This is a genomic window from Legionella quinlivanii (assembly GCF_003265995.1).
GTDB lineage: Bacteria > Pseudomonadota > Gammaproteobacteria > Legionellales > Legionellaceae > Legionella_C > Legionella_C quinlivanii_A.
This window is the reverse complement of record NZ_MVJN01000003.1, coordinates 211,662-233,430: the sequence shown is the minus strand read 5'-3', so window position 1 is coordinate 233,430 and position 21,769 is coordinate 211,662. Positions and strand designations below refer to the sequence as shown.

Sequence of the window (21,769 nt, the reverse complement as noted above, 5' to 3'; positions counted from 1 at the left end):
CACCCGAATTCCATTCAATTCACTGTAGCATTAAACAAGTGCTGGCTGAACCCCTTCATTTCAATATCAAATGAATCGTTTACTATTTCCACTATTTGTACTAATTTTAAGCCTATCCACGGCAGCTTTTGCCGGTGAAACGTCTTCATCCTGTGAAGGTCTCCCTTATTTGATACATAAAACATGCCAGCGTTTGCATCAGATATGGACTGAAGGCAGCAATGAGCTATACGGAACAGGCTATGCCTGGCACAACCGCTACACTTATGACAAGGAGCGCCTGAAAACTTATAATGAACAGGCCTGGGGCGGTGGCCTGGGAAAAGGGTTCTATGATGAAGACAATGATTGGCATGGTCTGTACGCGATAGCATTTCTTGATTCGCATAAAAACATTGAACCCGCGCTGGGCTATGCTTTTTTAAAAGTGGCGCATTTGAGCGAAAACCTGCGGCTTGGCGGGGGTTACAGCGTACTGGTCACTGCCCGGCCTGATATTTTCAAGGGCATCCCATTTCCGGGGGTCCTCCCCTGGCTATCAATTAATTATCGCCATGCCAGCATTGGAGCGACTTACATCCCTGGCGCGCAGGGCGCCGGCAATGTTTTGTTTATATTTGGGAAATGGACCTTTGAAAAACTCTGAGCGGATTCGCTGCACCTGGTGTCAGAAAGATGAGCTATACCAACGCTACCATGATGAAGAATGGGGGGTTCCCCTTAAAAATCGTGACAAGCTTTTTGAAATGATTGTGCTGGAAAGTATGCAGGCAGGTTTGAGCTGGCATATTATTCTAAAAAGGCGCGAAGTGATGCGTAAGGCGTTTTATAATTTTTCTCCTGAACGCCTGGCGGCTTTAAGTGATGATGAGCTCATTACATTTCTGAGTAATGAGGAATTAATTCGTAATCGGCTCAAAATTTTTTCGATCAGGAAAAATGCACAGGCATTTCTGCGTATCGAAGAAACACAATCTATTGTTGATTACCTCTGGCAATTTACCAACGGACAGGTTATTGTCAATAAAAGGCATGATTTATCCGAGATTCCCACTGAATCCAGCGAGTCTCGTGCTATGGCCAGACAAATGCGTAAAGATGGGTTTGCCTTTCTGGGTCCTACCAGCTGCTATGCGTTTATGCAGTCCGTTGGCATGGTTAATGACCATATATGCTCTTGTTATCGTTATAATGAACTTATTGAACAAGCTGATACTTGATTTGTCAGATTAGATTCGCTAAGATAAATGCCTTGCCTAAAAATAGTACAAACTGCCCGTATGATTTTCTGAAGGAATAGAATGCGTTAAAGTCAGGAAATGAGCTGAATCATGCTAATTTATCACTCAACGAGGATATGTTATGTCTGTAGAAGGAATAGTTGGATCCTTAGCCTCACAAAAAAGCCATGTTTCTGAATGGAATAAGCAAGATACCATATGGGTGTTGGGTCTTTATGGCACCGCCATTGGGGCAGGAACCTTATTTCTTCCTATTAACGCCGGTTTACATGGCATCTGGCCGCTGATTATCATGGCGTTGCTGGCTTTCCCGATGACTTATTTTTCCCATCAGGCACTCTGCCGTTTTGTTTTGTCAGGCTCAGGCAAAAGCAGTGATATTACCGAAGTGGTCGATGAGCATTTTGGCTCACAGGCAGGGCGCATTCTGACACTGCTGTATTTTTTTACTATCTACCCTATCCTGCTGATGTATAGTGTGGCCATTACCAATACAACGCAAAGCTTTTTATTGAACCAGATGGGAGTTACTCCACCGCCACGCTCACTAATAGCGCTGGTGCTCGTCCTGGCGTTGATGGCCATCGTTCGCTTTGGTCAGCAAATGATCGTACGCTCGATGAGTCTATTGGTTTATCCTTTCGTCACCGTTCTCATTCTTTTGTCTCTTTATCTTATTCCCCACTGGAATAGTGCTATTTTTGCAGAGAGCAGCAGCTTAAGTGAGGTTGCCGCCAGCAGCAGCTTCTGGAAAACACTGTGGCTGGTGATTCCTGTGATGGTATTTTCTTTTAATCACACGCCGATTATCTCTTCATTCGCGGTTGCTCAGAAACAGCGCTATTCTACTGAAGCTGACCAAAAAAGCTCGAGCATTTTAAAATACAGCCATCTAATGATGGTGGCGACCGTCATGTTTTTTGTATTCAGCTGTGTGCTTAGCCTTTCACCCCAGGACCTGATTCTCGCCAAACAACAGAATATTTCCATTCTTTCCTATTTAGCCAATCATTTTAAAACCCCGGTGATAGCCTACATCGCTCCTTTTATTGCCTTTATTGCAATTTCAAAATCCTTTCTCGGGCATTACCTGGGCGCCAGCGAAGGCTTGCAGGGATTGATTGTCAAGGGATTGCAAAAACGAAACAGGGATATTGCCCATAATAAAATACAACTGGCCATCGAAGTGTTTATGATTATCACTTGCTGGCTGGTGGCGACCGTCAATCCCAGTATTCTGGGCATGATAGAAACTTTAGGCGGCCCAGTCATTGCAATCATATTATTCTTAATGCCCATGTATGCTATTGCCAAAATTCCTGTCTTGCAAAAGTATAAGCAACCTTTTACTAATACCTTTGTGATAGCGATGGGGCTGATCGCTATTTCGGCCATTCTCTATAGTCTGATCTGAAATAACTCCGCCTGATGTGCTGTGCTCTTCAGGCGGTCTTTTTTTAATCCTTGAGCGAAATACCCATGCTTAGTTTTGATTTAAGTACACTGGAACTTGCTATTCTGAAGGCAAAAAATCCCCAGGAATACCCGAATGCCATAGCCCTGGATACATTATTATCCAATAGGGACTATCGAGCGAATCTACCAGAAGGTCAGCATTTTGCGCTTCGCCTGGCTATCCGTGAGCAGGCCTATGAGGCGGTCATCAGCCTTCTCAGCCTCCCCCAAATGAGCCAAAGCATTGCTCCTTCTCTTCATCTGATCATTAGGGAAGCACTGGATTCAACTGACGACATGGTCTATTTACTTACTCAGCAACCTGCTATTCAGGCTAATATAAATTGCTCAAAAGATCAGTGGAAAGCCCTTATTGAAAAGAAAGATATTACCGAAATACGCAGTCTCTTTAATCAAGTGCTATCCCCTGCGGCTAATGATAGCCTCATCAACCATACAGGCAAGCACAGGTTTTTCCCGCAGTCTCCAAGCAAGCCACAGACTCTGGCAGATACGGTTTACGAAATGTTCACATCCTGTATGCCTTCATTCAATGGCTTCACTGGTTTCAATGACTAGCAGCAATTTCAGCCTATGTCAGGCAGCTGAAGCCTGACATGACGCCAACCTGATTGGTGATTTTGTTCAAATTATGCTAAGTTTAGGAGAAAACACTAAGGACTTCAGGATGAAAACGTTTCTCGAGCAGGCGTATTTATACCGTCAATACCATCAGGAAAAAACCACGCTTTACACGCATCTGGCGGGGGTTCCGCTGATTATATTCAGCCTGATGATCTTTTTTGGCTACTTTCATGTGATTGTCCCTGGAATATTTGATATCACGCTGGCAGAAATTCTAACTGTTGTCTTATTAATTTATTATTTCAGATTAAACTGGCGACTGACCCTGCTTTTATTACCTGTACTGGCGATTTTATTGTGGATCAGCGCGGTTTTAAGTGCTCCCGGGCCTAATGGACTTAATTTATGGATTTTTATACTCTGCTTTGTTATCGGCTGGATCCTGCAATTGGCCGGTCATTTCATGGAAGGCAGTAAACCTGCTTTCATGACCAATGTACAACAGGCTCTGGTGGCTCCTCTGTTCCTGGTAGCAGAACTTTGTTTTATGGCAGGTTATCTGCCTAAATTGCGCGATGAACTGCATGGCCCCGAACCTGTAGTAGTCGCAGAGCCGGCATCAGTCGTACCCCCAACCTCTGTTCATACTCAGGAAGAAGAGGTCATTGTAAAGGATATAAAAAATCCGCCGGAGATTTAAACATCCGACCCTCTGCGTCCTCCGCTTCATGCGGGGGATCCAGAAATCCCATTCCTCATAAGCAAAAAACTGCCTGACTTTAACTTCTAAAACACGCCCTAGTATTTATAACCATAATCCTGCTCAGGTTCAGGTTCCGGATCGCCTTTCATCTCCGATAACCTTAACTTGTAGTGGCCAGAACTATAGCCAGTTTCGGCAACATTCTCCTGAACTATTAATTCTTTATTCTGCAAGACCTGCGCTTCTTCACTCAAATTACTGAGCTGATCCCATAATCCATCCAGTGAGTCGGATATCTCCTCGCTGGTAATAGAACCCTCTTGTAATGCAAGTCCGTTCTCATTAATGTAATTTTGCAGTTCAGCAAGCCTGGGGGCAAAAGCTTCCTGCACATCAGCATCAAAGGTTTCAAATTGCTTTTGCATCATTTGCACATGGTTATTCAGGAACATCAGCTGATATGTGGCTTGCATCTCAGGTGAAGTCATCTCCAAAGCTTCTTCATGGACCTTCTGCAAATCAACAACAGGGCTGGCATGGAAATAATGCGTATCCCCTTCTTGTGTATAACCTTTCCACTGCATTTGGGTTGGAGGAATAAGAAATTCACGCTCATTTGGATACGCAGATAAAGGAGCTATACATTTTCCCTTGACGTCAGTATAGGTAATTGCAATTTTATCGACGAATCGTTCTGCAGGTATTTCAGCTGAACTAATAAAATTTCGCTCAACACTAACTCCACCTGTCTCGGCTAGTTCAATGCGCTGTTTCAGTGCATCCTCGCTATACACACTCTCATAACGAAAGGTTCCGGGAATAGTAACGTCCTGCGCTTTGGTGAGGCCGCTGGCGCTCATTACCGAATGCAGGATAACATCTCGTATCCATTCAGGTCTGTCTTCAAAGTCATAGGTGCCGCGGGTCAGTGCATTGATATTTTTATAATAATCCTGAGAGGTATACAGATTAAGCGCCAGCATCTCGGCATAATTCAATTCGCGAACGGCGCCGGTTTTATCATTGGCTCGAAACAGTTCTTCACTTGGAAAAACACCCTCAATATCCGGCTTATATTGCGAATGATTATAAATATATTCTTCATATTGTTTAAAATCAGGCGGCTTGAATTCCAAATGTTCAAAATTGGCATGCGTCAGGATTTTAGTCAGCTCAAGCTGCGTTCCATCATCAAAAATGATCTGAAACTCTCCATCGCTGTTTTTTACATAAAATCCTTCCAATGCCAGCAATTTCTGAGTAATTAACTCCAGTTGATAGGTATAAGTGTTTTTTGGCAGAGGTCCCGCAACAGGTAAATAGTCTTCGGTCTGGTTACAAAGACTCTTGAGCGCGTCAACAACATCAGTCACTTTCGCTGCTTCAAAAGCAGCTTTAACGGCAGAGGGCGGGCTGTCCTTCGGATTTGCAGCCATTATCATTACTCAAACAGCTTGGTAATAACTATAGTGTAGTCAAAATCTACAAATTATGCCTATTTTTTGCCCGCCCCTGAGCGTTTTGATTTACTCACTACGATGACTAATCATAAAGCACTGATGAATCCGCTTGTTACGCTTGAAATCCAGATCAATGGTTTCCGCACTGATATCTTTCACCAGATAGCGCTCGCTAATCTCTGGAGCCAGTTTAAACTGGCGCAGATTAGTTGAGAAGTAAAGCACGCCTTGCCTATTTAAAAGACGCATGGCTTCTTCCACTAAAACGCTCTGATCTCTTTGTATATCCAGGGTTGTTTTCATCCGCTTGGAATTGGAAAAACTGGGGGGATCGAGAAAAATCACATCATATTTATCTTTGGCAATTTTCAACCATTCCAGGCAATCAAAATGAACAAACTGATGGCGGGATAAGTCAATGTGATTTAAGCGAAAGTTTTCTTCAGCCCAATTAAGGTAAGTGTTCGACAAATCGACATTGGTAGTGAAGGCTCCTGCCAAAGCGGCATGAACGCTGGCACTGGCGGTATAACAGAAACAATTTAAAAAACGGGTTCCTGAAGGCAGTGCGGCAAAACGCAGGCGCAAGGGTCGATGATCAAGGAACAAACCGGTATCCAGATAATCATATAAATTTACTTTAAGTTTAGCCCGACCTTCTTCGACAATCATCGTATGCTGGGTTTGCTTCACCTTCTGGTACTGATCGCTTCCTTTTTGCGGCTTTCTCGTTTTAACAACCAGCTTATCCGGATCAATATTCAAAGCTATGGGTACAACCTGCATAACCTCCAGGCTTCGCTTTTCTGCTTTATGAGCAGCGATTGATGCGGGAGCAGCATATTCCTGGAGTACTGCGTAATCTTTATATACATCAATTGCATAGGCATATTCTGGTAAATCGGCATCATAAACCCGATAGCAGCTGATATTGTTTTTCTTCGCCCATTTCTGTAAATGCTGCGCATTCTTTTGCAGGCGGTTTGCCAGCATTTGTGCCCCGGAAGACAGCGACTCTCTATCATTATTCTTTAACTGATTGCAGGCACTAATGGTCAGGCAGTAGAGTTTGCATTCCAGCGGACCATTGAACAGAGTATATTGTTTACTGGAGCGAAGGCCTACCGCCTTGGCCAGCAAAGGATTGGTAGTTAGAAAAGCGGCCTCCCAGCCTTGAAAGTATTTATGACAGGTCGCTCCCAGCTGCTGATACAGGGGAATCAGTTGGGTAGTCTCTCCCATCCTCTCACCATAGGGCGGATTACACAGCAGCAAACCTTTTGGTGCCACCGGACGTGCATCTTGCAGGGCTTGCTGCTCAAATTCCACCAGGCGAGCCACACCGGCCTTTTCTGCATTGGCTTGTGCCATTCGAATCAGTTTGCCATTACTATCACTGCCTTTAATCCGGCAATGCGACGGTCTGACCTGTTGCAGTGCCAGGGTTCGCAATTTCTCCCAGAGCGACTCATGGTGCTGAACCCAATGAATGACTGATTGATCATTTCGCAATAACCCCGGGGCAATATTGGCAGCCATCATCGCCGCCTCAATTACCAGCGTGCCCGAACCACAGAAAGGATCCTGGAAACTATAGCCCTTTTCCGCCAGTTCCGGCCATTTGGCTCGAAGGAGCATGGCAACGGCCAGGGTTTCTTTCAGGGGCGCATCACCTGCCTGCTGGCGATAGCCTCGCTGATGCAGGCTATAACCGGTCAAATCCAGACTTACGGTCACCGTATCCAGTTTTAAGTGCGCATGCAATCTTATCTGCGGTTTTTCGCGATCAATCGATGGCCTCTGCCCATGCAGTTTCCTGAAGTGATCGACGATGCCATCCTTAACTACCTGGGCACCATACATCGAATTACGAATATGACTTGAAGAGCCATGAAACTCAATCGCCAGTGTCTTATCGGCTTTGAATACCGTTTGCCAGGGAAACTGATTACAAAGCTGATACAGGCTTTGCTCATTATGAGCCTGGCCGCTGAACAATACCAATTGAACCCGATTGGCCAGACGCGACCAGATGCAAATCTGGTAAATAACCTGTAGTCCAGCCTCGCCATAAACGCCTTGCGGGCTTACGCGTGTTATATGCAATCCCAAAACTTTTAGCTCAGCCTCGAGCAAATACTCCAATCCCTTGGCACAACTGACAAACAGGGAATAATTCATGCCTTCTCTTTAATATAAATAGTTAGCCCGTATTCTAGGCGAGCAAATATTGTTTGTCCAAAATTACTTTACTTCAACCGGCTTTGTTGCGCAAATGAAGATAGGTGCACAAAAAACTGTCTTTGCGAGCATTAGCGAAGCAATCCAGTTCTTGCTTTGTTCAAGTTTCGATCTGGATTGCTTCACTTCGTTCGCAAAGACGACAGGTTAGTTGCTTGGTTCTATTTACGCAACAACGTCTCTTCAACCGCGTCGCGGATCATGCGGAAAAGCGCTTTGTAAGCCCCAAGGGATCGATTGGCCTTACGCTCATCAATTGCTTTTTTGATTAATTGCCGTAATTGCTGCACATCCTGAGGCTGATAATCATTGATAAATTCAGTAAGCGCCTCATTTCCTTCACTCATCAAGCGCTCGCGCCAGTCTTCCACCTCATGGAAACTGGCTGTCTGCGCGCTTTTTTCAGCCTGCAATAATTCATAGGCCTCCAGAATGGCTTCATGATCAGCGCCTCGCATTAATTTTCCAATCAATTGCGCCTGACGCCGGGTTGCACCATGGCTTTTAATCGTTTTTGCGGCATCAATCGCCTGCCGCAAAACTTCAGTTAAGGGCAGCTGATCCAGAGTACCAGCGGGCAGCTCAACCAATTTAACCCCTAATTTCTTTAAAGCGTCTGCATCACGCTTTTTTTGTGATTTGCTTATCTCTTCCATTACTAACCTTTTTAGAGATTGATTCTGGCCAGCCTGGCTTAAGACCGGCTTCCTCAATCAGTTTACTAACTTGCTCCGCAATCAAGCGGTGCACAACAGTGGTGGGATGCACGTGATCCCAGAATAAATAACTATCGCAGGAAAGCGGCTCTTCTTTGGCGGCCTCTGGCAATCGCGAATACACATAGGCTGTTTCGGCAGCCTCATGCAGTACCGGGTTGGATTCAATAATTGACCATTGCGTATCATTCATTGAGGGATTCTGCTGTTTTAAAAAATCATGCAAGGCAGCCCGCGAAGGGAGAAGTGCTGTAAGCCAGCCACTGTAACTGCCCATATAGCAGGGATCTTCAATGTTCGTTATATTATAATCCGCTGGGTGAGCGCTTGATTCATTAAAAAAAGTATAGGCATCAAAATACAAAAACAGGACGTCGGGATACTGATTCCGCAATGCTTCAACCCGCTGCTGTAACTTTTGATTATGCACGAGGGTCAGGCGTGTCAATAGAGAAGGATCACTCATCTTTTTCGATTGCGGCAGTTTGGCTAAATCCGGTAAATTAATAATAAGAAATTTATTACCGCCCCGGCCAATCAGGCGCTCAGTCACATTTCCTATCGCATCGACAACCCCGTCAGTAAGCGGCTCTACATTGGTAGGCCCATTGATATAATTATTTGCACCAATCCAAATGGAATACAGGCTGGTTTCTTTGTGCCCGTAAGTATTCCAGTAAAAATAATCATCCAGCTCTACCGTTAGTGTGAAGGGCAGGTTTTCTTTATACGATAATACCGCCCCAGCTCCCCCTACCGCATAGTTCTGAAAACCGATGGTATAATCAGCAGGAAAATAATTCTGGTAAACATACTCAGCCCATAAAGGCCCGTTGGAAAAATGCCCTTCGTGATAGGGAGGTGAAACCGGTAGAAAATGGAGAAAATAACGATATAAATTACCATTGTCTGATAAACTGTCGCCAAAAATCACCATCGTGTCAAACTCAGGATTAAATCCATACGAGGCCGCCGAGATCAGCATCCCGCAAAATACTATTTGCAACTTCTTGATTAAATTCATAAAACCATCCTTGTGAAAATCAGAGATCCAAGAGTATAAAAAACTTAATCACTAACAGCCAGCCCGGAAAACCCACTGGTCAGACGGGGTGAACGGCGGACTTTAAGATAGGTTCTGCTTATTGCGTATAAATTGTAAATAATGATTAGCAGTAACAGGGTATGCAGCCAGGTTACGGTCAAATGTGCAAATAAGGGGAGGGTAATTAAAACACCTAGACAGCCAGAAAGGCTTAGGATCATCGTTTTCTTTAGAGGTATTTTATCCTGTTGTAAAAAGACCAGGGTGGTGAGCGGCTGTTGCATGGCTCCAGCGGTGGTCATGATTGGGAAAGCGACAATCGGTGAAACATTCATCAGAAACAGAACACCCTGTATCATTACAAACAGCCCAATCCCTGCTGAGGTCAGAGCACCGCAGATGACCATGGCCAGAAAACCAATCACCAGTTTGGCTCCCTGCAGTTCAACCACATCACCGCCCACCGGCATTAATCGGAATTGATGAGCCAGCAGCAGAAGAATAATTCCTGCAAAACAACACATCATCGTTAAACGGATTGCCTGCTTGCTCAGCCTGCTCACTATAGCCCCGCCAATCAAACCACCGACACAGGTTCCAATTACCAGCGTCAGCATGGTGGTTAAATCAACATCAACCAGCTGCATGAAAAAAAGCGACTCGATAGTTCCCGGAATCACCTGGGCGCCGTTATTCACCGCCGGCAATTCATCATCTGGAAAAGTGCCAAGAAGCTTGGCCAGCGCGACGTTAACGGCAAAACTCCCAACCCCCAGGGTGTCAGCAATAAAGGCAATAATTCCGCTGATGCCCAATTTTAGATAATCCCCAATCGCCAGGCGCGTTTTTTGTTGATGGTTCATTTGATAGAACATTGCGATCACACAGACCGTACTCAACATCAGGATGACATATATAATCAGGGTAATCGCCATAACACTCACCGAAAAGAATCTGCACACGCGACAAGCAAAAAGGAAATTATACAGCAATTAACCTGCACAGCAAATAACAATTGGGGCAATCAGGAATCTTTATGACTTATTTTTAGGCATGCTGCTATAATAACGGTACAGAAAATAAAAAAGACACAAGGATGTTCGATGACCATTACCATCAAAACCCCCTCTTCTCCCAGCGAAGAAGAACGAAAGATCCTGGCTGCACTTTTCGCACAAACCAGTAATGCCGAAGGATGGATGCCGCGCTATGGATGGCGGGCCGCAAAATCCTATGATGTCAGACTTCGCAATCTCTATTACGACAATGTCTATTATAAAGACCAGATTGAAAAAGTTGTACTGGGGGAGAAAATTATACGTTTTAAGAGTAAAAAAACACCCGCCAATATCAAACAGGACCGGCTTGAGGATAATCGTTATGGGGTATTAGCCGAAAAACCTCTGGGTAAAGGCGCCTTTGGTCTGGCAATTCCTGTAAAAGTCACTTATCGCCTCACTGAGAGCAATACAGATTTAAGCTTCAAGGAAAAAAAACAGGGTGAACGCCGCCTTGCCAAGCAAGTTGCGCACGATCCCTATACCCCCAGATCAAATTACGAGGGGTATCCCGGCTTAAAACGAGAATATGATATTGCAAGTAAAACACCTCATACCCATCCTAAGCAGCCTGTAATGTATGACGGGCAGGCCTATATGGTTGAGCGTCTGATGGAGGGGCGCTGTCTGGGCGATATTATCGATGATGATCGGGCCCCTGACTGGAGTAAAGCGGTTAAACCACTGAGCATGTATGAACGCTTCACTATCAGTATTAACCTCCTTGAAGCCTGGAAAGAGCAGGTATTTAATCCTCAGATTATCCACCGTGATTTGAAGCCTGAAAATGTGATTATCGACGACGAACTCAATGTTAAAACCATCGATTTCGGTTTAGCGAGATTATTTGAGGAAAAATTGCGTGACGACGTGGGCTCGCCAATGTATGTCAGCCCCGAAGCTGTACAAAATAAAGCAATCGATTATCGCGCCGATCTTTACTCTCTTGGCCGCCTGGTCGCCCTGGTCTGGAGGAACTCTGCTTTTTTATATAATGAAGCAGCAGCGGGTAGAGTGTTGCCTGTGGCAAGAGCCAATGATTATAGCCATATGTTTTATGCCCTTGATGTGAAGCCTGAGGTAAAAGAGCTTATTGTGAATACCCTGAAAACGCTGACCCTTATCGAGCCCAAAAGCAGAATCTCTGTTGATGAAGCCATTAATAATTTTAAAAAGGCCAGGGATATGCAGCTTCCTCCTCAAAAACCAGAGCCGCCTCCATTAGCTGAGAATGATTTTGCCGCGGAAGACTCTCTGCCCCACGAGAAGAAAGGCATTCTACGCAAAGCGGCTATGTTTTTTGGAATAAAGAGAGAAAAGAGCAAAAGACGCAGTATAAACAAAGGGGGAAAAGAGGAACCGGCTGAACGTAAAAGAGAGAGTAATGATTCGTCTATTCACAATTAATCCTTTATAATTAAGGACCCGTCGTCAGCGGGTCCTTGTCTTAACTTTAGTTAACCGCACAAACGTTTGGCTATCGAAGCCACATGCTTACCCTGAAAACGGGCAATCTGCCGCTCAATTTCTGAAGGCGTTCGCTTTCCGTCAGAACCAGCAATAGTTCCTGCGCCGTAAGGGGAGCTGCCGCGCATTTCACTAAGATCGGTTAAACCTTTTTCGGAATAAGGCACTCCGACGATAATCATTCCGTGATGAATAAGGGTATTCCAGAATGAAATGATAGTGGATTCATTACCGCCTCCAGTTCCAGTTGATACAAACACGGAAGCGATTTTACCGACGAGACCGCCGTTTACCCACAGACCGCCGGTCTGATCAAGAAAATTACGCATTTGGGCCGCCATATTGCCGAAACGCGTTGGCGTACCAAAGATAATGGCGTCATAATTGGCAAGTTCCTGCGGACTGGCAACCGGCGCCTCCTGATTAAGTTTGACGCCTGCTTTTTTGGCAATGTCTTCCGGCATGGTTTCGGGAACCCGTTTGAGGGTAACTTCAACGCCGTCTACTTCCTTTGCTCCCTTACTAACCTCCTCGGCCATCGTTTCCACATGCCCATAACTTGAATAATACAACACTAAAACCTTCGCCATTTCCTTCTCCTTTAATTTATGGCCCCACAGTACTGATTAAAACTGGTTATTTCTGAAATCTTCAACTGCCTGAAATATTTCCTCTTGTGTATTCATGACAAAAGGCCCGAGACGAGCGATGGGTTCATTGAGTTTGCGCGCTGCAATCAAAATGCAATGACAGGCCTCTGTGCTCGTTTCCAAGTGTACTTCATCCCCGGAAGAAAGGATTGCCATTTCTTTACTGGCTATTCGCTGCGAATCAATAAGCAACTCTCCTTTCAAGACAAATACTAAACATTGATGGCTTTCCGCTACCTTCTGCAGAAACTCGCTTTCCGGGGGTAATTTTATATCAAAAAACAAGGGATCAGTCGCGATACCCTTCACTGGAGATGAGGCAGCTTCTCGTTCACCGGCAATTAGTTTAAGCTCACCCCCATTTGGTAACGCTTCATAAGCTAATTGCTCTGCAGTAAACTCCTGATAAGCGGGCTGAATCATTTTTTTGTCCGCAGGTAAATTTAGCCATAGTTGTAGACCTGTCAGTCGTGAAGACTCTTTAGGCATTTCTGAGTGAATAATCCCTCGGCCTGCGGTCATCCATTGCACATCACCAGGACCAATCACGCCTTTGTGACCATGGTTGTCCTGATGTTCTATCTGTCCCTCCAGCAGGTAAGTGATGGTTTCAAAACCACGATGCGGATGGGAGGGAAATCCGGCGATGTAATCCAGCGGATTGCCGCTATCAAAAAAATCGAACAAGAGCATTGGCTCATAGGGATTATCGCGTTCCATCCCAATATAACGCTGAAGCTTGACGCCGCCCCCTTCGCGAACTAAATGACCGGTCAATAACTTTGCCACTTTACGTTGACTCATAAGAAGCTCCTGCTGCGTGACTGCCCCGAAGGTTTAATTATACCTGAACATTGTTCTGTTTTTGCCAGCCTATGATAAACTAACGGCTGTTTCAACCTCGAGGAGGACATTGTGACTGTTGCAAAATTGATTATAGCATTGCTATTCACTTCTGTTTTTTCCCTGGCTCAGGCGACTGTTCTCACTGATACGGAAGGCAAACAAATTGATCTGAGCAGCCTGAGAGGCAAATGGGTGTTAATTAATTACTGGGCAAGCTGGTGCCAGCCCTGTCTGAATGAGATCCATGAACTCAACAGTTTTTATAAGAATAATAAAGAGAAAATAGCTCTTTTTGCCGTCAATTATGATGAGCTGCCATTGCGTGAGCAACGGAGACTGATTAAACAACACGGAATCACTTACCCCTGCCTGGCAGTTGATCCGGGTCATTCATTGAATTTTGAGCAGCCTCGCGCGGTGCCTGCCACTTTCGTTCTGAATCCTCAGGGCAAACTGGTTAAGATACTTTACGGTGAGCAAACACGGGATTCTTTGAACGAGGCAATTGGTTAAGCCTGCCAAGTCTGAAAGACAGCTTCGATTTCTGTCATTTCCGCGCAGGCGGAAAACCATCGATGATTTGGCACAGTGCCTATGATGAAATAGATTCCCGCCTGCGCGGGAATGGCACGACTTGCGCATAATTTGAATGAAAAGTATGGGAATACCTCATTACCCTCACTTGACAGCTCCCCACAGATCCCTAAAAATGGCATATTAATCAATATTAAAGCCGATCTTCATTGGTTTTCAGGTTGAGATATGACCTCCAGCACTGACAAACCGCAGCATCCCTTACCAGAACACCATTATCTGTTTGCTCATCTTCTCAGAGGATTGGCCTCTGCCATCGTTTTTTTAGGAGCGCATCTGCTGGGTCATTTCTGGTTAAATCACCTGGCAGTCTGCCAGTTATTGGGTCTTCGAGTCTGTGAAGCGGCACCCTACCCGCCAGAACTGGTGTCTATTATCAATGATACGGGCTGGTTCAGGTACAGCCATTTTGGCGTCTCTTTGTTTTTTCTAATCAGCGGTTTTGTCATACCCTTTTCACTGGCCAAATATTCAAAGACCCAGTTTTTGATAACGCGTTTCTTTAGAATTTATCCCACTTATTGGGCCGCTTTCTTTTTCGCATTAGTAGCCCTTTTATTATTTCACCGAGGAAAACTATGGATAGGAACATTTGATATTCTGGCCCAGCTCAGCCTTACCCGGGATTTGTTTTGGGTTCCAAGTCTCGATGCAATCAGCTGGACATTACAAATTGAAATTAAATTCTATCTTCTTTGCGCGCTTTTCTCCGGGTTGCTGACCTCGGGAAAAAAAATGGACCTTATCGCTCTGGTAGTCTGCACAGGCCTTATCGGCTTAATTCTTTCTGAAACGCAGTTAGGCATGGATAATCGGGTTAATCAGTGGACGCTTAGCATTTCCTGGTATGGATTAGCTCATGCCAGCGGAAACTCGGCGGTCTACATTGTGTATATGCTAATTGGTACCTGTTTTAACTGGCATTGCCGCAATTTCCTGTCGACCCGGCAAATGACGACACTAGTCATCGCCTTTTTCCTGCTGTTCATGTTGCTTTGGTCGCGAAGCGATTATCAGTCACAATGGTATCCTGGCACTTTTAATTATGGCCTGGCATTGATTATTTTCGCAGTCGCGTATCGCTTCAGAGAACAGATTTCAGCCCCACCCCTGTTTATCTGGCTTGGCAACATAAGCTATCCTCTTTATGTGGTTCATTTATTGCCTAGTTATGTGTTGATTTACTGGCTGACTTATGTAAAAAAATTTCCGGCCATACTCGCCATTCTGCTCGCTGGAATTATCGCTATTTCACTGGCGTTGCTCCTGCATCGCTGGGTTGAATTGCCAACTAACCGCTTTGGCAAACGACTGGCAAAGCGAATGGGGCGCTGACTGTGGATAAATCCCCATTTTCTGACGCATTATGGTACACTTGATAAATCATTTTAAATATTAACCTTCCCTGCGTCATTGCAAATTCAGAGTGAATAATGATTAAACGGTGGCTGCTTTTCGGGCTGGGCGGCGGGCTTACAACCAGCTTTACTTATCTCATATATCTTAGCCTGAATCATCTTATCGACTATCAGTGGGCTTATTTCATCGGCTATTTTTTAGGCGTATTGCTGGCCTACTGGTTTAATACGGTAATTGTTTTTAAAGCGGAGTTGCACTGGAAAGGTTTATTTACCTATCCTTTGATTTACGTTCTGCAATATCTGATCTCGGCGGCCCTGCTAGGAACTTTAGTTGAACATTTTAACATTTCTCAGCAGCTCGCCCCCTTGCTGGTGATTGCAGCGATGGTCCCTCTAACCTATTATCTGAACAAGCTGATTATTGGCTTGCCTAATAAGCGAAAACCGGCTCAAAAGTAAGCTCCTCTAGGTTCGTTGGCAATTGCCTGAGACATCCTCATAAAAATTAGGCAGCTGTGTCATTTCCGCGCAGGCGGAAATCCATCCATGATTTGGCTAAGTGCCGGTGATGAGATGGATTCCTGCCTGAGCAGGAATGACACAATTTGTAAGGAAATGAGATGAAATATATACAGACCTTAATCTGGCAGAAATTATGGGTTAAGAGTTGTATTCTCCTTGAGAAGAAGGGAAAATACCCCGGTTGGGTTAATCCCCGAATTTTTCGATTTAACAGGATTAAGTATGAAAATTCTCGTAACTGGAGGTGCAGGATTTATTGGCTCAGCCCTGGTTCGCCATTTGATAACCCATACCGATCATCAGGTGATTAATGTCGACTGCCTGACTTATGCAGGAAATCTCGAATCTCTCAGTACCATCAGCGAAAGTCCCAATTATCTCTTCGAGCAGGTCGATATTTGTTCCGCGCAAAAAATAAGAGAGCTTTTTAAAATCCATCGTCCCGATGCCGTTATGCACCTGGCCGCCGAAACGCATGTGGATCGCTCAATTGAAGGCCCTGCCAGCTTTATTTATACCAATATTGTAGGTACTTTTAATTTACTTCAGTCAGCGCTTGAGTATTGGCAGCAATTACCCGTATCCCGGCAAAAAAGCTTTCGTTTTCATCATGTTTCAACAGACGAAGTATATGGGGAGCTTGAGCATAATGACGAGCTTTTCACAGAAACCACCAGTTATGCGCCCAATTCACCTTATTCTGCCAGTAAAGCAAGCTCCGATCATCTGGTTCGCGCTTGGCATCGCACCTATGGTTTGCCCGTACTAATCAGTAATTGCTCTAATAATTACGGACCCTTTCAATTTCCTGAAAAACTGATTCCCTTGATGATTTCAAACGCCCTGGCTGGTAAGCCTCTGCCAATTTATGGAGATGGCAAGCAGGTCCGCGACTGGCTTTATGTTGATGATCATGTGCGCGCACTCTATCGCGTTCTTACGGCGGGCAGAGCCGGAGAGACCTATAACATAGGCGGGCATAATGAAAAAAGAAATATTGAGGTGGTGTTAGCTCTTTGTTCACAACTTGAAGAAATTGCGCCAGTTAAGCCCAAAGGAATCAATAATTATTCCGATCTCATTACCTATGTGACAGATAGACCGGGACATGATCAACGTTATGCTATTGATGCGAGTAAAATGCAAAAAGAACTAGGCTGGACTCCGCAGGAAAACTTTGAGACGGGACTTCGCAAGACCATTCAATGGTATGTTGAAAACCGCTCCTGGAGCACTAAGCTTTTATCAAAACAACAGGTATTCAATCATCGTGAACATGGGGATGCATTAGTATGAGCCGTCAAGTGAACCCGTTTATCTTCAAACCCCAGCCCACCAATACAAAAGGCATCATTCTTTCAGGTGGGGCTGGCACCAGGCTCCATCCCATCACCAAAGGCGTTTCAAAGCAATTACTTCCTATTTACGATAAGCCGATGATTTACTATCCCTTATCGGTTCTGATGCTGGCAGGTATTCGCGACATTCTGATCATCACCACCCCTGAGGAACAGGCTTCTTTTAAATATTTGCTGGGTAATGGCGAGCAGTTTGGGATTAAACTAACCTACATGGTCCAGCCAAAACCTGAGGGGCTGGCACAGGCTTTTATCATCGGCGAAGAGTTCATCGGCAAGGAAAAAGTCTGTTTAATTCTTGGAGATAACATTTACTATGGCCAGGGTCTGACTCCCAAGCTACAAGAGGCATTGTCGCGTGGAACAGGTGCAACCATTTTTGCTTACCGTGTCAAAGATCCTCATCGTTTTGGTGTAATTGAATTTGACGAGCACCTGCGCGCGCTTTCTATTGAAGAAAAACCGATAAACCCCAAATCCAATTATGCAGTAACCGGGCTTTATTTTTATGACAATGACGTAGTCAACATTGCCAAACACATGAAACCCTCTAAACGAGGTGAGCTAGAGATTACTCAGGTCAATCAAGTCTATCTTGATCGCAATGACCTGCATGTCGAACTATTAGGCCGCGGCTTTGCCTGGCTTGATGCCGGTACACATGAAAGTCTTCTCGAAGCAGGGACGTTCGTGCAGGCAATTGAAAATCGACAGGGGCTTAAAATCGCATGCCTGGAAGAAATTGCCTACCATAATGGCTGGTTAAGCACCGAAGAACTCTCTGCACTTGTTCATAGCATGAGTAAAAACAGTTATGGCGCCTATTTGCAGTCATTGCTCTATGAAGAACAAAAAAGCGCAGACAGCCTTGAGCTAAACACAATATAAAGGCGAACGACATGATTCTATTTAATAAACCGCCCTACACCACTTCCGAAGACCAGCATGTTTTGGCAGCCATGCGGAGTACCAAACTTTGTGGCGATGGACATTACACGCAGTTATGTCAGCAGTGGTTTGAACAACAATTCCATTGTAAAAAAACCTTATTAACCCCCTCCTGCACCGCAGCGCTTGAAATGGCAGCAATACTCCTTGATATTCAGCCGGGCGATGAAGTGATTATGCCCAGCTATACATTTGTAAGCACTGCCAATGCCTTCGTCTTGAGAGGGGCGACCATCGTTTTTGTTGATATTCGCCCTGATACTATGAATATTGACGAAACAAAAATAGAAGCCGCGATTACAGATAAAACCAAAGCCATCGTTCCCGTTCATTATGCAGGGGTGGCCTGTGAAATGAATGCGATTATGGCACTTGCAGAAAAATATCAGCTCTATGTTGTGGAGGATGCCGCGCAGGCAGTGATGGCTTTCTATGAAGGACGTCCCCTGGGCACTATTGGGCATTTCGGCTGCTACAGCTTTCATGAAACCAAAAACTATACCTCAGGGGGTGAAGGCGGAGCTTTGCTCATCAATGATGAACGCTTTATTGAAAGGGCGGAAGTAATCCGCCAGAAAGGAACCAATCGTGCCCAATTTTTAAAAGGTCAGGTGGATAAATATACCTGGCGTGACCTGGGTTCAAGTTTTTTGCCAGGTGAACTTCAGGCCGCCTACCTGTATTCGCAACTGCTGGAAGCCAAGGCTATCAATGAGCAAAGGCTAGGTATCTGGAATATTTATCATGACGCGTTGGCAGCATATGAGTTGAACGAATTTATTTCCCGCCCCTTTATTCCTGAAAAATGCCAGCATAATGCACATATGTATTATCTCAAGTTACCAACAGTCACTGAGCGAACAGCGTTTATTGAATGGATGAGAGGCCGAGGAGTCCAGACTACTTTCCACTACATCCCCTTGCATTCCAGCCCTGCCGGCATTCAATTCGGCAGGTTTTCAGGACAAGACCGTTTCACCAGTAAAGAAAGCGAGCGTCTGGTTCGTCTACCTTTATGGTTTAATTTATCCTTCACTGAAATACAGTGTATTCTTGAGCAATTAAAAAACTATTTTGAAAAAGCACTGTTCACTGATTAATTTATGCCACTCGGGATGAGCTTTAATAAACTCCTGGCCGTCCCGGACTTATTCACTATGCATATAGAAAGTGATATTATCCGCGCTATTAAATCATCTTCATAAAGGAAGCTGAGACTTGGTAAAAAGAATTGCTATCCTCCAGTCGAATTACATCCCATGGAAAGGCTATTTCGACATGATTGCCGCTGTAGATGAGCTAATAATTTTCGATGATATGCAATATACACGTCGTGATTGGCGCAATCGCAACCAAATTAAAACACCTCAGGGAGTTCAGTGGTTAACTGTTCCTGTAAAAGTAAAAGGCAAATATCATCAATCCATTCGAGACACAGAGATTGATGGTACAGAATGGATGATGGATCATTGGAAAGCAATCAATCAGAATTATCGCCGCGCTCAGTGTTTTAATGAAATATCCACCTGGCTTGCGCCTTTATATACTAATAAATTCACTCATATTTCCGAATTAAATCGCTCTTTTATCCAGGCCGTCTGTCATTATTTAGAGATTAAAACCATTATCAGCAATTCATGGGATTACAGCCTGACTGAAGGCAAGACTGAACGCCTGGTTAACCTTTGCCAGCAAGCCAAAGGCACAGAGTACATCTCGGGGCCCGCTGCAAAAGATTATATCGACGAGAACGTCTTCGCTGAGCAGAATATCAGATTGACCTGGTTTGATTATGCTGGATATACCCAATACCCCCAGCTTTGGGGTGAGTTTACCCACAATGTCAGTATACTTGACTTGCTGTTTAACTGCGGCAAAAGCTCCGCTAACTATATGAAATATGTAAAATCATGAAACTTTCAATTGTTGCGACTCTATACAAGTCAGAAAATTATATTAATGAATTTTATCAGCGAGCAACTGATAGCGCCCGACAGTTAGCAGGCGATGATTATGAAATCATTTTTGTGAATGATGGTTCGCCAGATAATAGCCTGGAACTTGCCGTACAACTCACCCAAACCGATAAGCATATAGTAGTGATAGATCTTTCACGTAACTTTGGCCACCATAAGGCGATACGGGCCGGGCTTGAGCATTCTACGGGAGAGCTGGTTTTTCTTATAGACAGTGATTTGGAAGAGGAGCCTGAGTGGCTGATATCTTTTTCAGAGCAAATGAATACGGATAAGGCCGATGTTATCTATGGTGTGCAAAGAAAAAGAAAAGGCGGCTGGTTTGAGCGCTGGAGCGGGGCGTTATATTACAGGATTCTCAATTGGCTAATACACATTGATCACCCCCGAAATATTACTACTGCAAGATTAATGACCAGAAGATATGTCAATGCGCTGTTAAGTCATAAGGAACTGGAGTCGGTTATATCCTGCTTATGGGTAATTACAGGCTTTAACCAGTGCTCCCAAACAGTAGACAAGCACTCTAAAAACAGTTCGACATACGGGCTGCTAAAAAAACTAAGTCACTCTGTTAACGCCGTTACTTCGTTCAGTGCAGCTCCACTATATCTGATTAGCATTTTTGGCTTTATTGTCTTCTTAAGTTCTGTTGTTTACGCATCGACTCTGATTATAAATCGCTTCTTAATGTCAGTAGCACTGGATGGCTGGACGTCGATTATGGTTTCAATCTGGCTGTTAGGTGGCCTTATCATATCGTTTATAGGCATAATTGGTATTTATTTAGCAAAAATATTTTCTGAAACAAAGCAACGTCCTTATGTGATTATTAGGAATATATATGGAAAGTCAGATTGAAACTATGGATACAAGATACGAACGTCATTATGCAGAGCGGATTAGTTCTAAGGTTTATCCCACTGAGTTTGTAGTCAGGACATTTCTTGCAAACTACCCAAATAAAAATTTTAAAAGACCTGTTCCCGGCGATAAAATTTTAGATATTGGATTCGGAGATGGTCGAAATACTGCTTTCCTTTGCGATTTGGGACTAGAAGTGAGCGGTATTGAAATTACAGCAGGAATTGTCAATCAGACACGCCAAACCTTATTAAAATCTGGTTATGCACCTGATTTGCGTGTGGGAAGAAATGGAAGCATACCTTTTGAAGATGAAACATTTGATTATATTTTGGCATGCCACTGTTGCTACTATTGCGATGACGGCCAAACGCTCTTTGATAACCTCAACGAGTATTACAGAGTACTTGGAAAAAATGGCTTTCTCATCGCATCAGTTGCGAATCAATCATCTTATATCTTTAACCAGGCTGAAAAACTGTCTGATGGTTCTTTTATGATTATGAATGACCCATACAATAATCGCGTTGGTTACAGACTGCATGCTTTTGCTTCAAAATCAGAAATTGAACAGTACTTTTCCCCTTTATTTCATAATTTTTCATTTGGGTCTGCTGACAATGACTATTATGGAATTTCGGAGAAAGTGTTTTGGGTAATTTGCCAAAAAGGTTGATAA

General features: G+C 44.3%; 22 protein-coding genes. 15 read left to right on the top strand and 7 right to left on the bottom strand.

Annotated elements, in window-relative coordinates; translation table 11 throughout:
- Positions 1 to 70: 70 nt before the first annotated feature.
- The 5 genes from pagP (at position 71) to B1207_RS04750 (ending at position 3,981) form a co-directional block, all read left to right on the top strand.
- Positions 71 to 646, top strand: a complete 576-nt coding sequence (gene pagP / locus B1207_RS04770; protein WP_112218846.1) for a lipid IV(A) palmitoyltransferase PagP — start codon at positions 71 to 73, stop codon at positions 644 to 646.
- Entirely contained in the window at positions 603 to 1,220 is a 618-nt protein-coding gene (locus tag B1207_RS04765; protein WP_216362456.1) for a DNA-3-methyladenine glycosylase I, read from the top strand. The genes pagP and B1207_RS04765 overlap by 44 nt, the downstream gene beginning before the upstream one ends.
- A 142-nt stretch (positions 1,221 to 1,362) precedes the next feature.
- The gene (locus B1207_RS04760) at positions 1,363 to 2,655 is read left to right on the top strand and encodes a serine/threonine transporter (RefSeq protein ID WP_112218845.1); all 1,293 of its coding nucleotides are present in this window, start codon (positions 1,363 to 1,365) and stop codon (positions 2,653 to 2,655) included.
- Between the two features lie 50 nt (positions 2,656 to 2,705).
- Positions 2,706 to 3,275 carry a hypothetical protein gene (locus B1207_RS04755; RefSeq protein ID WP_172458127.1) on the top strand — a complete coding sequence of 190 codons (570 nt, stop codon included), beginning with the start codon at positions 2,706 to 2,708 and terminating at the stop codon, positions 3,273 to 3,275.
- 109 nt (positions 3,276 to 3,384) lie between these two features.
- Positions 3,385 to 3,981, top strand: a complete 597-nt coding sequence (locus tag B1207_RS04750) for a DUF962 domain-containing protein (protein WP_112218843.1) — start codon at positions 3,385 to 3,387, stop codon at positions 3,979 to 3,981.
- Between the two features lie 98 nt (positions 3,982 to 4,079).
- Here B1207_RS04750 and B1207_RS04745 read toward each other — a convergent pair whose 3' ends face one another.
- From B1207_RS04745 to B1207_RS04725, 5 genes are all read right to left on the bottom strand, one after another.
- A complete protein-coding gene (locus B1207_RS04745; protein WP_146740018.1) occupies positions 4,080 to 5,420 on the bottom strand; it encodes a hypothetical protein in 1,341 nt (446 codons plus the stop codon).
- Between the two features lie 90 nt (positions 5,421 to 5,510).
- On the bottom strand, positions 5,511 to 7,625 hold the full coding sequence (gene rlmKL, locus B1207_RS04740; RefSeq protein ID WP_112218841.1) for a bifunctional 23S rRNA (guanine(2069)-N(7))-methyltransferase RlmK/23S rRNA (guanine(2445)-N(2))-methyltransferase RlmL: 2,115 nt from the start codon (positions 7,623 to 7,625) through the stop codon (positions 5,511 to 5,513).
- A 221-nt stretch (positions 7,626 to 7,846) separates the two neighbouring features.
- Entirely contained in the window at positions 7,847 to 8,341 is a 495-nt protein-coding gene (yjgA, locus tag B1207_RS04735; RefSeq protein WP_112218840.1) for a ribosome biogenesis factor YjgA, read from the bottom strand.
- A complete protein-coding gene (locus tag B1207_RS04730; protein ID WP_112218839.1) occupies positions 8,307 to 9,425 on the bottom strand; it encodes an SGNH/GDSL hydrolase family protein in 1,119 nt (372 codons plus the stop codon). Before B1207_RS04730 ends, yjgA begins: the two co-directional genes overlap by 35 nt.
- Positions 9,426 to 9,469: 44 nt before the next feature.
- Entirely contained in the window at positions 9,470 to 10,381 is a 912-nt protein-coding gene (locus tag B1207_RS04725) for a TSUP family transporter (protein WP_112218838.1), read from the bottom strand.
- Between the two features lie 168 nt (positions 10,382 to 10,549).
- Here B1207_RS04725 and B1207_RS04720 point away from each other — a divergent pair, with 168 nt between their 5' ends.
- The gene (locus tag B1207_RS04720) at positions 10,550 to 11,911 is read left to right on the top strand and encodes a protein kinase domain-containing protein (protein WP_112218837.1); all 1,362 of its coding nucleotides are present in this window, start codon (positions 10,550 to 10,552) and stop codon (positions 11,909 to 11,911) included.
- 50 nt (positions 11,912 to 11,961) lie between these two features.
- On the opposite strand, the gene wrbA is transcribed toward B1207_RS04720, so the two are convergent.
- Positions 11,962 to 12,561 (bottom strand): NAD(P)H:quinone oxidoreductase, encoded by a 600-nt coding sequence (wrbA, locus tag B1207_RS04715; protein ID WP_112218836.1) that lies wholly within the window; start codon positions 12,559 to 12,561, stop codon positions 11,962 to 11,964.
- A 36-nt stretch (positions 12,562 to 12,597) separates the two neighbouring features.
- Complete coding sequence (locus tag B1207_RS04710) at positions 12,598 to 13,425, bottom strand: pirin family protein (RefSeq protein ID WP_112218835.1); 828 nt, start codon at positions 13,423 to 13,425, stop codon at positions 12,598 to 12,600.
- 111 nt (positions 13,426 to 13,536) lie between these two features.
- Here B1207_RS04710 and B1207_RS04705 point away from each other — a divergent pair, with 111 nt between their 5' ends.
- From B1207_RS04705 to B1207_RS04660, 9 genes are all read left to right on the top strand, one after another.
- A complete protein-coding gene (locus B1207_RS04705) occupies positions 13,537 to 13,980 on the top strand; it encodes a TlpA disulfide reductase family protein (RefSeq protein WP_233013825.1) in 444 nt (147 codons plus the stop codon).
- Between the two features lie 249 nt (positions 13,981 to 14,229).
- Positions 14,230 to 15,396, top strand: coding sequence for an acyltransferase family protein (locus B1207_RS04695; protein ID WP_112218833.1), 1,167 nt, complete (start codon positions 14,230 to 14,232; stop codon positions 15,394 to 15,396).
- A 98-nt stretch (positions 15,397 to 15,494) separates the two neighbouring features.
- On the top strand, positions 15,495 to 15,881 hold the full coding sequence (locus tag B1207_RS04690) for a GtrA family protein (protein ID WP_216362455.1): 387 nt from the start codon (positions 15,495 to 15,497) through the stop codon (positions 15,879 to 15,881).
- Between the two features lie 285 nt (positions 15,882 to 16,166).
- Entirely contained in the window at positions 16,167 to 17,240 is a 1,074-nt protein-coding gene (gene rfbB / locus B1207_RS04685; protein WP_112218832.1) for a dTDP-glucose 4,6-dehydratase, read from the top strand.
- On the top strand, positions 17,237 to 18,190 hold the full coding sequence (gene rfbA, locus B1207_RS04680; protein WP_112218831.1) for a glucose-1-phosphate thymidylyltransferase RfbA: 954 nt from the start codon (positions 17,237 to 17,239) through the stop codon (positions 18,188 to 18,190). The genes rfbB and rfbA overlap by 4 nt, the downstream gene beginning before the upstream one ends.
- A gap of 11 nt (positions 18,191 to 18,201) precedes the next feature.
- Entirely contained in the window at positions 18,202 to 19,350 is a 1,149-nt protein-coding gene (gene rffA / locus B1207_RS04675) for a dTDP-4-amino-4,6-dideoxygalactose transaminase (protein ID WP_112218830.1), read from the top strand.
- A 118-nt stretch (positions 19,351 to 19,468) separates the two neighbouring features.
- Positions 19,469 to 20,164, top strand: a complete 696-nt coding sequence (locus B1207_RS04670; protein ID WP_112218829.1) for a WbqC family protein — start codon at positions 19,469 to 19,471, stop codon at positions 20,162 to 20,164.
- On the top strand, positions 20,161 to 21,087 hold the full coding sequence (locus B1207_RS04665) for a glycosyltransferase family 2 protein (protein ID WP_112218828.1): 927 nt from the start codon (positions 20,161 to 20,163) through the stop codon (positions 21,085 to 21,087). The genes B1207_RS04670 and B1207_RS04665 overlap by 4 nt, the downstream gene beginning before the upstream one ends.
- A complete protein-coding gene (locus B1207_RS04660) occupies positions 21,071 to 21,766 on the top strand; it encodes a class I SAM-dependent methyltransferase (protein ID WP_112218827.1) in 696 nt (231 codons plus the stop codon). The genes B1207_RS04665 and B1207_RS04660 overlap by 17 nt, the downstream gene beginning before the upstream one ends.
- The last annotated feature ends 3 nt before the right edge of the window (positions 21,767 to 21,769 follow it).